The 13835-nt window shown below is 66.7% G+C and carries 15 protein-coding genes; 8 read left to right on the forward strand and 7 right to left on the reverse strand.

The window, feature by feature from the left end; all coding sequences use genetic code 11:
• The first annotated feature begins 8 nt into the window (after positions 1-8).
• Together ACO1P8_RS22720 and ACO1P8_RS22725 are read left to right on the forward strand one after the other, a co-directional pair.
• Positions 9-1148: an aminodeoxychorismate synthase component I gene (locus ACO1P8_RS22720; protein ID WP_486298105.1), complete on the forward strand. Its 1140-nt coding sequence runs from the start codon at positions 9-11 to the stop codon at positions 1146-1148.
• Positions 1145-1816 carry an aminotransferase class IV family protein gene (locus ACO1P8_RS22725; protein ID WP_486298106.1) on the forward strand — a complete coding sequence of 224 codons (672 nt, stop codon included), beginning with the start codon at positions 1145-1147 and terminating at the stop codon, positions 1814-1816. The genes ACO1P8_RS22720 and ACO1P8_RS22725 overlap by 4 nt, the downstream gene beginning before the upstream one ends.
• A 40-nt stretch (positions 1817-1856) precedes the next feature.
• On the opposite strand, the gene ACO1P8_RS22730 is transcribed toward ACO1P8_RS22725, so the two are convergent.
• Genes ACO1P8_RS22730 through ACO1P8_RS22740 form a run of 3 tightly spaced genes read right to left on the reverse strand, consistent with a single transcriptional unit; the run spans position 1857 to position 4909 of the window.
• Positions 1857-2708 (reverse strand): tRNA threonylcarbamoyladenosine dehydratase, encoded by an 852-nt coding sequence (locus ACO1P8_RS22730; protein WP_486298107.1) that lies wholly within the window; start codon positions 2706-2708, stop codon positions 1857-1859.
• Positions 2709-2759: 51 nt separating this feature from the next.
• A complete protein-coding gene (locus ACO1P8_RS22735; protein WP_486298108.1) occupies positions 2760-3428 on the reverse strand; it encodes a response regulator in 669 nt (222 codons plus the stop codon).
• An 8-nt stretch (positions 3429-3436) separates the two neighbouring features.
• On the reverse strand, positions 3437-4909 hold the full coding sequence (locus tag ACO1P8_RS22740; RefSeq protein ID WP_486298109.1) for an ATP-binding protein: 1473 nt from the start codon (positions 4907-4909) through the stop codon (positions 3437-3439).
• A 250-nt stretch (positions 4910-5159) separates the two neighbouring features.
• Between ACO1P8_RS22740 and ACO1P8_RS22745 the strand changes: the two genes are divergently transcribed.
• The 6 genes from ACO1P8_RS22745 (at position 5160) to purU (ending at position 10468) form a co-directional block, all read left to right on the forward strand.
• Entirely contained in the window at positions 5160-6368 is a 1209-nt protein-coding gene (locus ACO1P8_RS22745; protein ID WP_486298110.1) for an MFS transporter, read from the forward strand.
• Positions 6369-6477: 109 nt separating this feature from the next.
• Complete coding sequence (locus tag ACO1P8_RS22750; RefSeq protein WP_486298156.1) at positions 6478-7047, forward strand: gamma-glutamylcyclotransferase; 570 nt, start codon at positions 6478-6480, stop codon at positions 7045-7047.
• A 142-nt stretch (positions 7048-7189) separates the two neighbouring features.
• Positions 7190-7831, forward strand: coding sequence for a pyridoxamine 5'-phosphate oxidase (gene pdxH / locus ACO1P8_RS22755; RefSeq protein ID WP_486298111.1), 642 nt, complete (start codon positions 7190-7192; stop codon positions 7829-7831).
• A 95-nt stretch (positions 7832-7926) separates the two neighbouring features.
• Entirely contained in the window at positions 7927-8445 is a 519-nt protein-coding gene (locus ACO1P8_RS22760; RefSeq protein WP_094840352.1) for a flavin reductase family protein, read from the forward strand.
• 6 nt (positions 8446-8451) lie between these two features.
• The gene (locus ACO1P8_RS22765) at positions 8452-9561 is read left to right on the forward strand and encodes an NAD(P)/FAD-dependent oxidoreductase (RefSeq protein WP_486298112.1); all 1110 of its coding nucleotides are present in this window, start codon (positions 8452-8454) and stop codon (positions 9559-9561) included.
• 52 nt (positions 9562-9613) lie between these two features.
• Positions 9614-10468 (forward strand): formyltetrahydrofolate deformylase, encoded by an 855-nt coding sequence (gene purU, locus ACO1P8_RS22770; protein ID WP_486298113.1) that lies wholly within the window; start codon positions 9614-9616, stop codon positions 10466-10468.
• A 74-nt stretch (positions 10469-10542) separates the two neighbouring features.
• On the opposite strand, the gene ACO1P8_RS22775 is transcribed toward purU, so the two are convergent.
• The 4 genes from ACO1P8_RS22775 to ACO1P8_RS22790 all read right to left on the reverse strand — a co-directional run bounded on the left by ACO1P8_RS22775 (position 10543) and on the right by ACO1P8_RS22790 (position 13809).
• The gene (locus ACO1P8_RS22775; protein WP_486298114.1) at positions 10543-11280 is read right to left on the reverse strand and encodes an amino acid ABC transporter ATP-binding protein; all 738 of its coding nucleotides are present in this window, start codon (positions 11278-11280) and stop codon (positions 10543-10545) included.
• A 32-nt stretch (positions 11281-11312) separates the two neighbouring features.
• Positions 11313-12005, reverse strand: coding sequence for an amino acid ABC transporter permease (locus tag ACO1P8_RS22780; protein WP_486298115.1), 693 nt, complete (start codon positions 12003-12005; stop codon positions 11313-11315).
• 10 nt (positions 12006-12015) lie between these two features.
• Positions 12016-12774: an amino acid ABC transporter permease gene (locus tag ACO1P8_RS22785; protein ID WP_486298116.1), complete on the reverse strand. Its 759-nt coding sequence runs from the start codon at positions 12772-12774 to the stop codon at positions 12016-12018.
• 105 nt (positions 12775-12879) lie between these two features.
• On the reverse strand, positions 12880-13809 hold the full coding sequence (locus ACO1P8_RS22790) for an amino acid ABC transporter substrate-binding protein (protein ID WP_486298117.1): 930 nt from the start codon (positions 13807-13809) through the stop codon (positions 12880-12882).
• Positions 13810-13835 lie beyond the last annotated feature (26 nt).

The raw sequence follows: 13835 nt of genomic DNA on the forward strand, positions 1-13835 counted from the left end.
GGTCGACGATGTTTTGCCGTTTCGAAGACCGTCTCGCGGGACGGGCATTGCAGCTGGACGGCGCGCGCGACCGCATCGAGGCGCGCGCGCCGGAGCAGCTGCAGCCGGCGCTGGACGCCATCGAACGCGCGCGGGGACAAGGCCGGTGGATCGCGCTGATGCTGGATTTCGAGCTGGGAGAATGGCTGCTGCCGTCGCCCGCGGGCACGCTGCCGGACCCGGCCGTTCCGCGCGCACCGGCGCAACCGCTGCTGCGCGCGCTGGTGTTCGATGCCGCGCGCCATGAGGCACCCTGGCAGGCCGGCGCGGATGCGCCCGGCGGCATCGATGGCGTCAACCCGCGCCTGGACCGCGCGAGCTATCTGACGCGCATCCAGGCCATCCGTCAGGGCATCGCGGAGGGGGCCTTCTATCAGGTCAACTACACGATGCCGCTGGACATGCGCGTGCACGGCGACAGGCGCGCGCTCTATGCGCGCATCGCGCGGCGCAATCCGGTCGCGCACGCCGCCTACATCGAGGACGGCGACCGGACCGTCCTGTCGTTCTCCCCCGAACTTTTCGTGGCGCGGCGCGGCGACCTGCTGACCGCCCGTCCCATGAAGGGAACGGCGCCGCGCGATCCCGACCCCGTGCGCGACCAGGCCCTCGGCCAGGCCTTGCTCTCCAGCGAAAAGAACCGCGCCGAAAACCTGATGATCGTGGACCTGTTGCGCAACGACCTGGGCCGCATCGCGCAGCCCGGCAGCGTACGGGTGGAAGCCCTGTTCACGCTGGAACGCTACCCCACCGTATGGACCATGACCTCCACCGTCACCGCGCGGGCGCCGCGGGCGGGCCTGGGCGATGTCCTGCGTGCGCTATTCCCCTGCGGCTCGGTCACCGGCGCGCCGAAGATCGCCGCCCTGGCCCACCTGCGCCGGGCCGAGATCGGGCCGCGCGGGCTGTATTGCGGCAGCATAGGCTGGCTGGCTCCGGATGGCGATTTTTCCCTGAACGTAGCGATTCGCACGCTGGTCGTGGACGCGGAAGGCCGGGGAGTCTATGGTGTCGGCGGCGGCATCGTGCATGATTCCGATCCGGACTCGGAATGGCAGGAATGCCTGTGGAAGGCCCGCATACTCGAGCCGGAGCGCGTCCAGCCATGACACCCGTTAAAGCCATGTCTCCCACGCCACGCCCCGATCTGATCGAAACGATACGCGTCGACGAGAACGGCCATATGGTGCTGCTCGACCGGCACCTTGAGCGGCTGCGGACATCCTGCGCGGCCCTTGGACATGCCTGGGATGCCAGCCATGTCCGCGACAGCCTGCTGGCCGCCGCGCACGCCGCCGAGGGTCCCGGCCCCCACCGCTTGCGCCTGCTGCACCACGCCGACGGCACGCTCACCCTTCGTACCGCCCCCCTGCCCGACCTGCCCGCGCCACAGGGGGTGTGCCTGTGGACGACGCGCCTATCCTCGCGCGAGTCGCTGCTGCGGCACAAGACCACGCACCGCCCCTGGTACGACGCCATCACGGAATGGCTGGCGCGGCATCCGGACATCTTCGATGCCCTGTTCTGCAACGAGCGCGGCGAACTGTGCGAAGGCAGCCGCACCAATGTCTATCTGCAAATGGGCGGGATCTGGTTCACGCCCCCCATTGCCAGCGGCTGCCTGCCGGGCGTGCAGCGTGCCGCGCTGCTGGATGCCGGCCGGGTACAGGAACGCGTTCTTTACGAAGACGATGTGCCGCGCGCAAGCCGCATCCGCCTGTCCAACGCGCTGCGCGGGTGGATGGATGTGGAATTCCGCCTGGGGGCGAAGGCATAGGCGCAAGGCCGTCGGGGCCCCGCGGCGCCCGATGCCGCTGTTAGCGCCGTGCCAGCACCTGCCGCAGCGCCTGGTCCGCCGCCGCCATCCCCATCGTGGCGGTAATCGTGACCGACGAGCCATAACCGGCGCAGGACAGCCCTTGGGGGGCCAGGGGCTGCACCATGGCGCCGACATCGTCTTCGGCCTCCCCGCCGGCCGTCCACGCGGCGGGAAGAATCGCCGGCTGGTCGAACCACAAGGCCCGCACGTGCATCTTCGGTGTACGCGCGGGCGCCTTGCCCGCCTTGGGCGACGCTTTGGGGTAGCCGTGTTCGCGGCGCAGTTTGTTGCGCAGCTTGGCCAGCAAGGCGTCATTGCAAGCCTGCGATAGATCGCCCGCGCGCAGCGCCAGGGGATCGGTCTTGCCGCCGGCGCCGCCGCACACCAGCAAGGACAGGCCGCGCCGCCGAGCGTGCAGGATCATGGCGATCTTGGCGGCCGCCTGGTCGGTGCAGTCCACCACCGCGTCATAGTTGTCCGCCAGCAGCTCCCCGACATTGTCCGGCGTCACGAAATCGTCGATCTGCGTGACGGCGCATTCCGGATTGATGCCCGATACCCGTGCCGCCATCGCCGCCACCTTGGCCTGCCCCAGCGTATCGGTCAGGGCGTGGATCTGGCGATTGACGTTGGACTCGGCGATATGGTCCAGATCCACCAGGACGAGGGCGCCGACACCGCTGCGGGCCAACGCCTCGGCCGTCCACGAGCCGACGCCGCCCAGGCCGACCACGGCAATGCGGGCGGCGCGCAGGCGATCGGGTGCGCCGGGGCCATAAAGCCGCGCCAGGCCGCCGAAACGGCGCTCCGCGTCGATATCGCAAGCCAGGGAGTCGGTAGGTGCAGTCATGATGGACGGCATTTTCTCATGCCGCCGGCCTGCGCCCCTCGGGGGGCGAGGCTAGTGCATCTCCAGCTTGTATCCCACCCCGTAGATGGAGCGGATCAGGTCATGGCCGGGCAGGACCGCTTCGAACTTGCGGCGCAGATTCTTGATATGGCTGTCCACCGTGCGGTCGGTGACGACGCGGTGATCGGCGTATAGATGATTCAGCAGCGCGTCGCGCGACAGGATCTTGCCTTCGGCGGCGGCCAGTGCCTGCAGCAGGCGGAACTCCACCGGCGTCAGGGCCAGGGGCCTGCCGTCCAGCGTGGCGACATGATGTTCAGGGCGGATTTCCAGCAGCGACTGTGGGTGTCCGCCGTGGCCGTTGCCGCGCGCACGGCGCAGGATGGCCTTGACGCGCGCCACGACCTCGCGCGGGCTGAACGGCTTGCAGATGTAATCGTCGGCGCCCATCTCCAGGCCGATGAGCCGGTCGATTTCCTCCACCCGCGCGGTCACCATGATCACCGGCACGTCGCTGAAGGTGCGCAGTTCGCGGCAGACTTCCAGCCCGTCGCGGCCGGGAAGCATCAGGTCCAGGAGCACCAGCTCGGGTTTCATCTGGCGGATCGCCGTCAGCGCTTCGCGGCCATCGGCCAGCGATTCGGTTTCGTAGCGGGCGGCGCGCAGGTAATCGGTCAACAGCGCGGCCAGCTTGGGTTCGTCTTCTACGATCAGGATCATGGTGGCTCTCAGGACGCGGCTCCGTGGGCCGCGGGAAAAACAATACGGACACGCAAGCCGCCCAGTTCGGACGGCATCGCGTGGATGGTGCCGCGATGCGATTCGACGATACGCTGGCAGATCGCCAGGCCCAGGCCGGCGCCGCCGCTCTCGCGCGAGCGTGACGGGTCGACCCGGAACAGGCGGTCGAACAGGCGCGGCAGGAACTGCGCGGGCACGCCGGGCGCGGAATCCTGGCACTCCACCGCCACCGTGCCGCTCTCCGTCCGGACCGACACCCGCACCACGCCATCCGGGTCGGTATAGCGCAGGGTGTTCTCCAGCAGATTGCTCATCAGCTGGGTCAGCCGCTGCGCATCCCCTTCGATCACGCACGCCTGCGGACCGATGTCGGCTTCCACCCGCAGGCGCCGCGCGCCCAGACGTTCACGATAAGTCTCGACCGATTGTTCGGCAATGGCGGCCATGTCCACGGGCAGCATGCGGTACGACAGCGCCCCCACGTCGGCCAGCGAAAGCTCGTACAGATCGTCGATCAGCTTGCTCAACAACGAGACCTCCGACTGCAACGACGCCAGCGCATCGGGCGAAAAAGGCCGCACGCCGTCCTGCAATGCTTCCATCTCGCCGCGCAGGACCGCCAGCGGCGTGCGCAGTTCGTGCGAGATATCCGCGACCATCTCGCGCCGCAGGGCCTCGTTGCGTTCCAGCGTGTGGGCCAGCCGGTTGAAGTCCTGGCCCAGGCGGCCCAGTTCGTCGGCGGACGTCACGTTCACCCGGGTCGTGTAGTCGCCCGCCGATAGCCGGTGCGTCGCCCCGGCCAGACGGCGCACCGGCGCCAGGAAAATCCGCGCCAGGAAAATACTGACCGCGGCCGCCAAGAGCGCCGCCAGCAGGCCGATGACCCAGGTGGCTTCCGACTGCTCGCGCTGGAAACGCTGGTCGGCCTCGCTGGGCAGCCGGTTGGGGAACGGCGTCACCAGCCACCCGACCGTCATGCCGTCCACATCCACGGGGCGCCGGGGCGCCCCGGGCGGCGGCGCCGAATAGCCCGCGACCACGCGCATCTGGTTGTCCAGCAGGGTAAACGGCAGAGCCAGGAAATCGCGGCCCCGCGCCCAGTCCGGCTCGACGAAGTCCGGCGGCGGCGGGGGCGCAAGGTTGGGATCCACCTCGGACAGCCACTCCAGCACGCCGTGGGGCGGGGGATGCCGGCGGCCGGCCGGGTCGCCGGGAGGCACCGTCAGGATATGGGTCCACAGCGAGGGATTGCCCCGTAGCGCCTCCCAGCTGCCGCGCTCGCGGTACAGGTCGGCCAGGGATTGCCGCATGCGATCGACTCGCCGTAGTTCACGTTCCTTTACATACGAAAGGAAATGGCGTTCGAAGTTCCAGCGCACCGCGCTGCCCATGGCCAACGTCACCGCCAGGCTGGTGGCGAGGATGGCGAGAAAAAGTTTGAAGGTGATGCCTAATCTCATGGCGCACGGTGCATGGGCTAGAAAAGCCGCCCCCCTGATAGACAGGGAATTCCGGCGAATGTTACCCACAGCGGCGGGTAAATGGCCTGCCTTGCCCCACTGTTCCACAATGTTTACGCCTTGCCACACCGCCGGCGCGTCGCGTTTGCACATTGTTGCTTAAATGTTACTGCAGCCCTCCAGCGCCGCTCTGCTACCTCAGGCAGCTCGACATTGCACGGAGATAGGGACAGAATAGGACACATTCACCGTGTCCCAGTCCGAATCATCCCCCTCCATTGCGCCGATAGCCGCCTCCGCCTCCGGAGCGATATCGCTGTGCCTGATCAATATGCTGAATCACGTGGCATTGACGGGCGGACGTGTAACAGTTTCCCTCAGCGCACTCCACATCGGCCTCTCGACCCTGACAGTCGGCGCGCTTATCGCGGTTTTCGCAGTACTTCCCATGATTTTCTCGGTAAAAGCCGGGAGATGGGTGGATAGGGTAGGAATACGGCGCCCTATGTTCATCGGCACGGGGCTGCTGGCCGTGGGAACCCTGGTGCCAGCGGTCGCTTCGACGCGCATTTCGCTGCTGTTGGCGTCATGTTGCATCGGGATCGGGTTCATGTTGCACCAGGTCGCCTCGCAAAACGTACTGGGCGAGGTGCGCGCCAAGGACCGGCTGCGCAATTTCTCGTGGATGTCGGTAGCGTTGGCGGCCTCCGGATTCTGCGGTCCCCTGGTCGGGGGACTCGCCATCGACCATATGGGCAGCGACGCGGCCTTCGCCCTGCTCGCGGCCGGCCCCCTGGGGGCCGCGACCGGCCTCTACCGTCTGCGCCGGCATCTGCCACGCAAACGTCCTCGCGCGGGCGCGGATACCGGTACCGGCGGCCGCCGCGTGACCGAGCTGCTGGCGGTGCCGCCGCTGCGCCGCATTCTGCTGGTCAACACCATCCTGTCCGGCGCATGGGACAGCCACCTGTTCATCGTGCCCCTGTTCGGCGTGGCCATCGGCTTGTCCGCCACCACCATCGGGATCATTCTTGCTTCCTTCTCGGCGGCTACTTTCGTCATCCGGCTGGCATTGCCGCTGATCCAGCGCCGCGTGCGCTCCTGGACGCTGATTCGCGTCGCCATGGGGACGGCGGCGGCAGACTTCCTGATTTATCCGTTTTTCACCGATGTTGCGATCCTGATCAGCCTGTCTTTCACGCTGGGACTCGCGCTGGGCTCCAGCCAGCCCAGCATCCTGGCGCTGCTGCACCAGCATTCGCCGCCGGGGCGCGCCGCCGAGGCGGTGGGCCTGCGCATGGCGCTGATCAATGGATCGCAGGTCTCCCTGCCCCTGACGTTCGGCGCATTGGGCGCGGTCATCGGGATCGCGCCGCTGTTCTGGGCCTACGCCGTCATGCTGGCCGCCGCCGGCTGGTTGAACCGCGCGCCTCCAGCCGGGTCCGATAGAAATGGCTGATTCCAAGTCCATTCCCGCCCTGCCGCTGCCCGGGACGCCCGAAGCCGTCGCCGCGTCAGGACCCGCCGTGCCGTTCCGCCTGTGGACGCCGGAAGAGCGGCATGCTTCCATGGAAGAAGCGCTGACACACTGGCGTGCCGATGAAGATGTGTGGATCTACGGCTACGGCTCGCTGATCTGGCGGCCGGAATTCGATTACCTGGAACGCCGGCTGGCGACCCTGCACGGCTATCACCGCGCGCTCTGCCTGTGGTCGCGCGTCAACCGCGGCACCCCGGAATCCCCCGGCCTGGTATTCGCCCTGGATCGGGGCGGGTCCTGCCGGGGCGTGGTGTACCGCCTGCATGGGGCGCTGGTACCGAAATTCTTTCCGCTGCTCTGGGCGCGCGAGATGTCCACCGGCGCCTACCTGCCGCGCTGGCTGTCCTGCACGACGGACGAAGGCACTGTGCGCGCGCTGGTGTTCGTCATGGACCGCGCCAGCCCCGCCTATATCCCCGCCCTGCCCGAGGAAGAACTCCTGGCCATCGTGCGCCGCGCCAGCGGCCGCTATGGCCCCTGCATCGACTATGTCATGCAAACGGCGCAGGCGCTGACCGAGGCCGGCATCCACGACCGGCGCCTGGCCCGCGTCGCGCGCCTGCTGGCGGCGCGGCGCCATACGCTGCCGGAAGGATGATGCCCTGCCGCGCCAGGGGGATCCCGGCCGGCCGCCGGGCAAGGGCGGTAAACTGCCTGCTACTCCGCATTACGCCAGGCCGCCCGCGACGCTCGCCCCTGCAAGCGCGCGACGACGGATGACCATCTCCCGAGCCCCCGCCATGTCTCTCGCCGATCTGCGCCAAAGCTACGAAAAGAAAGTCTTGCTCGAAACCGACGCCGCCGCTTCGCCCTTCGACCAGTTCACCGCCTGGTTCGACGAGGCCCTGGCCGCCCAGGTCCCCGAACCCAACGCCATGACGCTGGCGACGGTGGATGACCGCGGCCGGCCGGCGGCACGCATCGTGCTGGTCAAGGGCGCCGACCCGCGCGGCTTCGTTTTCTATACCAATTACGAATCCCGCAAAGGGCGCGAACTCGCCGCCAATTCGCACGCCAGCCTGCTGTTCTTCTGGCAACCGCTGGAACGGCAGGTCCGCATCGAAGGCTCCATCGAAAAAACCTCGGCGGAAGAATCGGATGCCTATTTCCTCAGCCGGCCACTGGGCTCGCGCCTGGGCGCCTGGGCTTCCCACCAAAGCCAGCCTGTCAGCCGGGAGGCGCTGGAAGCTTCGCTGCGCGACTGCGAGCAGCGCTACGGCGACGCGCCGCCGCGCCCACCGCACTGGGGCGGCTACCGCCTGGTGCCGGACCGCTTCGAGTTCTGGCAGGGCCGGCCGTCGCGACTGCACGACAGGCTGGTATACGAGCCCAGCGGCGCCGGCGACGGCCCATCCTGGCGCATCGTCCGCCTGTCCCCCTGACCGCGGCCGCCGTTGCGGCCTCACCAGCAACCGCCCGGACCGCGGGTCCCGTTCCCCTACACGCCCCGCCGCCCAGCCTCCACGACGTACCGCGCATGTCCGCATCTTCACCTGACTTCGACGCCGCCTACTTCCGCACCGCGCTGGGCCGCTTCGCGACCGGCGTCACGGTGGTTACCGCCACCGGGCCCGACGGCAAGCCGCTGGGGCTGACCGTCAGCTCCTTCAACTCCGTCTCGCTGGAGCCGCCCCTGGTGCTGTGGAGCCTGTCGGCAAGTTCGCGGTCGCGGGACGCCTTCATGGGTTGCGAACGCTATGTGGTGAACGTACTGGGAGCGGACCAGCTGCACCTGGCGGAGCGCTTCGCGCGCGGCAGCGTGCTGGAGCGCTACGCGGGCATGCGGGAGACTTACGCGCCGGGCGGGACGCGCATGCTGGGCGATCACTGCGCCGCCTGGTTCGAGTGCTACAACCGCAGCCGCTATGAGGAAGGCGACCACATCATCATGGTGGGCCAGGTCGAACACTGCGGCCACAGCGGCGCCCTGCCGCTGGTCTACCATGCCGGCGGCTTCGACCTGACGCCGGACCCCGCGGCGGCGGAACGGGAATAGGTTGGCATGGCGACCGATATCGATTGCGTCGTCGTGGGCGCGGGAGTGGTGGGCCTGGCGATCGCGCGCGCCCTCGCCCTGTCGGGGCGCGAAGTGCTGGTCGCGGAAGCCGCGGAAGGCATAGGCACCGGGACCAGTTCTCGCAACTCGGAAGTGATCCACGCCGGCATCTACTATCCGGCCGGCAGCCTGAAGGCCGAACTGTGCGTGCGCGGCAAACGGATGCTGTATGCCTATTGCGCGGAGCGCGGCATTCCGCACCGCCGGTTGGGCAAGCTGATCGTCGCCACCGACGCCGCGCAAAGCGCCATGCTGGACGACATCGCGCGGCGCGCCCGGGCCAATGGCGTGGACGACCTGGAGCGCCTGTCCGGGACGCAGGCGATCGCCATGGAGCCCGCCCTGCAATGCACCGCCGCCCTGCTGTCGCCGTCGACCGGCATCGTCGACAGCCACGCGCTGATGCTGGCGCTGCAGGGTGACGCGGAAAACGCCGGCGCGCAATGCGTATTCCATACGCCGCTACTGTCCGGTGCCGTACGCCCGGAAGGCGGCTTCGACCTGCGTTTCGGTGGCCAGGACGCCATGACGCTGTCGTGCGCGACGCTGATCAATGCGGCCGGGCTGCACGCACCCACGCTCGCGCGGCGCGTGGAAGGCGTGCCGGCGGCCAGTATTCCGGCCGAATACCTGTGCAAGGGCAGTTATTTCACGCTGGCGGGGCGCGCACCGTTTTCCCGGCTGATCTACCCGGTACCGCAGCACGCGGGGCTTGGAGTGCACCTGACGCTGGATATGGGCGGCCAGGCGAAGTTCGGTCCCGACACGGAATGGATAAACGACGAGGACTACACACTCGATCCACGGCGCGCGGACGTATTCTACGAGGCGGTGCGCAGCTATTGGCCGGCCCTGCCCGACGGAGCGCTGGCGCCGGGCTACACGGGCATCCGTCCGAAGATCTCCGGGCCGCATGAACCCGCGGCCGACTTCGTCATCGCCGGACCCGGCCGGCATGGCGTGCGCGGGCTCGTCAATCTGTTCGGCATCGAATCGCCGGGCCTGACGTCCAGCCTGGCGATCGCCGAACACGTGCTGGCCGCGCTCCAGGGCTGAGCGCACCGATTTTCACAATAACCGGACCGCCCTTTCGAGGCATCTACCGATCATGCAGCACAACGACTACATCCTGACGCTTTCCTGCCCCGACCGCACAGGCATCGTCTATCGCGTCAGCGGCCTGCTGTTCGAACTGGGATGCAACATCCTGGATTCGCAGCAATTCGGCGACGACGAAACCGGACGCTTTTTCCTGCGCGTGCACTTCGACGTTCCGCCCGCCGTGGCGCCCGACGCGCTGCGCGCGCGCTTCGCCCCTCTTGCCGGCGAGCACGCGATGGACTGGCAGATCCACGACGCGCGCCGCAAGGCACGCCTGCTGATCATGGTCAGCCGCCAGGGGCACTGCCTGAACGACCTGTTGTTCCGCGTGCGCAGCGGCCACCTGCATGCCGAAGTCGCCGCCATCGTGTCGAATCACACCGACTACGCCGGCCTGGCGGCGTCCTACGACATCCCCTTCCATCACCTGCCGGTAACGCCGGAGACCAAGGCCGAACAGGAAAGCCAGGTCCTGCGGCTGGTGGACGAGCTGCATATCGACCTGGTGGTCCTGGCCCGCTATATGCAGATCCTGTCCGGCGATATGTGCCGCGCGCTGGCGGGCCGCGCCATCAATATCCACCACAGCTTCCTGCCCAGCTTCAAGGGCGCCCGACCCTACCACCAGGCGCACCAGCGCGGCGTGAAAATCATCGGCGCCACCGCGCATTACGTCACGCCCGACCTGGACGAGGGCCCGATCATCGAACAGGACATCGAACGCGTGGACCACACGATGTCCGCGCAGGATCTCACCCAGGTCGGCAGCGATGTGGAATCGCTGGTGCTGGCGCGCGCGGTGCGCGGCCACGTGGAACACCGCATCCTGCTGAACGGCAGCCGGACGGTGGTTTTCCGCTGACGGCGGGGCCTGCGGAGTCGCCAAATGACGGCGCGCCGGCTTGCCGCCGCGCCGTATGCGGGAGCCGCGGCGGATCAGTGCGACAGGATCTTCGACAGGAACTGCTGGGCGCGCGCCGGGCGGGCCTCCAGGTTGCCGAAGAACTCTTCCTTGTCGCAATCCTCGACGATAAGTCCGCCGACATCCATGAAGACGACGCGGTTGGCCACCTTGCGGGCAAAGCCCATTTCATGGGTGACCACCATCATGGTCATGCCCTCGCGCGCCAGGTCCACCATGACGTCCAGCACTTCGTTGACCATTTCCGGGTCCAGCGCGGACGTCGGCTCGTCGAACAGCATCGCAATGGGGTCCATCGACAGTGCGCGGGCGATCGCCACGCGCTGCTGCTGGCCCCCCGACAACTGCCCCGGGAATTTGTCCTTGTGCGCGCTCAGGCCGACGCGGTCCAGCAGCTTCAAACCGCGCGCCACGGCTTCGTCCTTGCTGCGGCCCAGCACCTTGACCTGGGCCAGCGCGAGGTTCTGCGTCACGGACAAATGCGGGAACAGCTCGAAGTGCTGGAACACCATGCCCACGCGCGATCGCAGCTTCGGCAGATCCGTCTTCGGCGATCCCACCGACGTACCGTCCACGATGATTTCGCCCTTCTGGAAGGGCTCCAGGCCGTTGACCGTCTTGATCAGCGTGGATTTTCCGGAGCCGGACGGCCCGCATACCACCACGACTTCGCCCTTGGCGACCGTGGTCGTGCAATCCGTCAGCACCTGGAAATCGCCGTACCACTTGCTGACATTCTTGATTTCTATCATTGCCATTCATAAACCCCGGAAGTGGCCGCGCGTCAGCGCACAATTGCCATGCGTGTCTGCATCCGCTTGACCACGCGCGACAGCGTGAAGCAGATGACGAAGTACACGGCGGCCGCGAACAAATACATTTCCACCAGGCGGCCGTCGCGCTGCGCGATCTTGGAGGCGGCGCCCATGAAGTCCGTCAGGGACAGCACATAGACCAGCGACGTGTCCTGGAACAGCACGATGGTCTGGGTCAGAAGTACGGGCATCATATTGCGGAAGGCCTGCGGCAGGATGATGTGCCCCATGACCTGGAAGTACCGCAGCCCCAGCGCCTGTCCGGCCGCGATCTGCCCGCGCGGGATGGACTGGATGCCCGCCCGCATGATCTCGCAGTAGTAGGCTGCCTCGAAGAGCGTGAAGGTAATCAGCGCGGAGGTAAAGCCCCCCACCGCCAGCGGCCTGTCGGACCCGGTCAGCCAGGCGCCGATGTAAGGCACCAGGAAGTAGAACCAGAAGATCACCAGCAGCAGCGGCAAGGCGCGCAGGCCGTTGACGTATATCGTGCCGATCCAATTGAAAAAGCGGTTACTGGACAACCGCATCATCGCCAGGAGGGTGCCGAGGACCAGGCCGCCGATCGCCGAGAGGAGGGTGAGCTTCAGCGTGAAGACCATCCCGTCGCGAAACAGGTACGGCAGCGAACGCATGATGACGTCGAAATCGAATCCATTATTCATCGCGTTCCCCTCAATGGCCGCCGGTGCCGCTGGACTTGGAGCCGACGAAGCCCGGCACCGAGACGCGGCGTTCCAGGGCGCGCGCGCCCAGCTGCACGACCATGTTCAGCGCGAAATACAGCAGCGTCGCGCCGGCGAAGGCCTCGAACACCTGGAAGCTGAATTCCTGCATGGAGCGCGCCGCGCCCGTCAGTTCCAGCAGCCCGATGGTGAAAGCGATCGACGTGTTCTTGATCAGATTGAGAAATTCGGACGTCATGGGCGGCAGGATGATGCGATAGGCCATCGGCAACAGCACATAACGGTACACCTGCGCCGGACGCAGGCCCATGGCCGTCCCCGCCATGCGCTGGCCGCGCGGCAGCGACCCTATGCCGGAGCGGACCTGTTCGGCTACCCGCGAGGACGTGAAGAATCCCAGGCACAGCACGGCCGGCCAGAACATGCCCCAGGGGGGCGGCATTTGCTTGATGGCATCGCCCAGCGATGTCGGCACGAGCTCGGGTATCACGAAATACCAGATGAACATCTGGACGAGCAGCGGTATGTTGCGGAAGAGCTCCACATAACATGTGCCGATGCGCTGTGCGAGCTTGCTTTCCGTGGTGCGCATCACGCCGATCACGGAACCCAGGGAGAAGGCCAGTATCCATGCCAGCAGCGCAGTCGAGACTGTCCAGCCCAGTCCACGCAGCAGCGCGTCCAGATAGGTACCGGAGCCATCGGGCGACATCTCGAAGAAGATGGACCAGTTCCAGTTGTAATGCATGTGTGATCCTGCGGAAAAACCACGCCGGCGCTGATGCGCCGGCGCAGGGAAATCAGGGTGGGCGGCACCTTGCCGCCCACGCCGCTCATCGAAAGTGCACGATGATTATTGCTTGTACACCGCCGGATCGCCCGAATCCGTCGGATTGGCCAGCACCTTCTTCAGGGCCGGGCTCATCGGCAGATCCAGGTTGACGTTCTTGGGCGGGATGGGCGACAGGAACCACTTCTTGTACAGCTTGTCGACCGTGCCATTCTTGATCATCGCAACGACCGCATCGTCGACGACTTTCTTGAAGGCCGGATCGTCCTTGGGCTCCATCACGGCATACGGCTCGACCGAATAGGCCTGCTGGCTGATCATCCACTCCTTGGGATTGCGCGAGGTGGCGACCAGGCCGGCCAGCAGCACGTCATCCATGAAGAACGCCGCGGCGCGGCCGTTTTCGACGGTCAGGAAGGCTTCGGCGTGATCCTTCGCGGGAATGATGTTCATGCCGAGCGGGGACACTTTCTTGCCGTCCAGGTAGGAGGCCTGGCCGCCATTGGCTTCGGTCAGCCACTTGATGTTGCTGGTGCCCGCGGTGGAAATCACGGTCTTGCCCTTCAGGTCTTCCAGCGTCTTGAAGTTGGAGGACTTCTTGGCGACGAAGCGGTTGGCCGTCACGAACGTCGTGGGGGCGAAGCTGACCTGCTTCTGGCGCTCCAGGTTGTTGGTGGTCGAACCGCATTCGATATCGACGGTACCGTTGGCGATCAGCGGGATACGCGTGGACGAGGTGACGGGTACCAGTTGCACGTTCAACTTCTTGCCGACGCTTTTGCCCACGGCGTCGACAATGCCGTGGCAGATGTCCATGGAATAGCCGATCGGCTTCTGGTTATCGTCCAGATAGGAAAACGGCAGCGAAGCGTCGCGGAACCCCACCTTGATCGTGCCCGAGGACTTGATGTCGTCCAGACGGCCGGCCTGGGCGGAAAGGGACGTGAGCGTGGTGGCAGCAGCGACAGCAGCAAAAAGCAGCGTTTTTTTCATGAAGATATTCCCATGGTCAGGAGAAA

It is taken from the genome of Bordetella sp., from assembly GCF_057362025.1.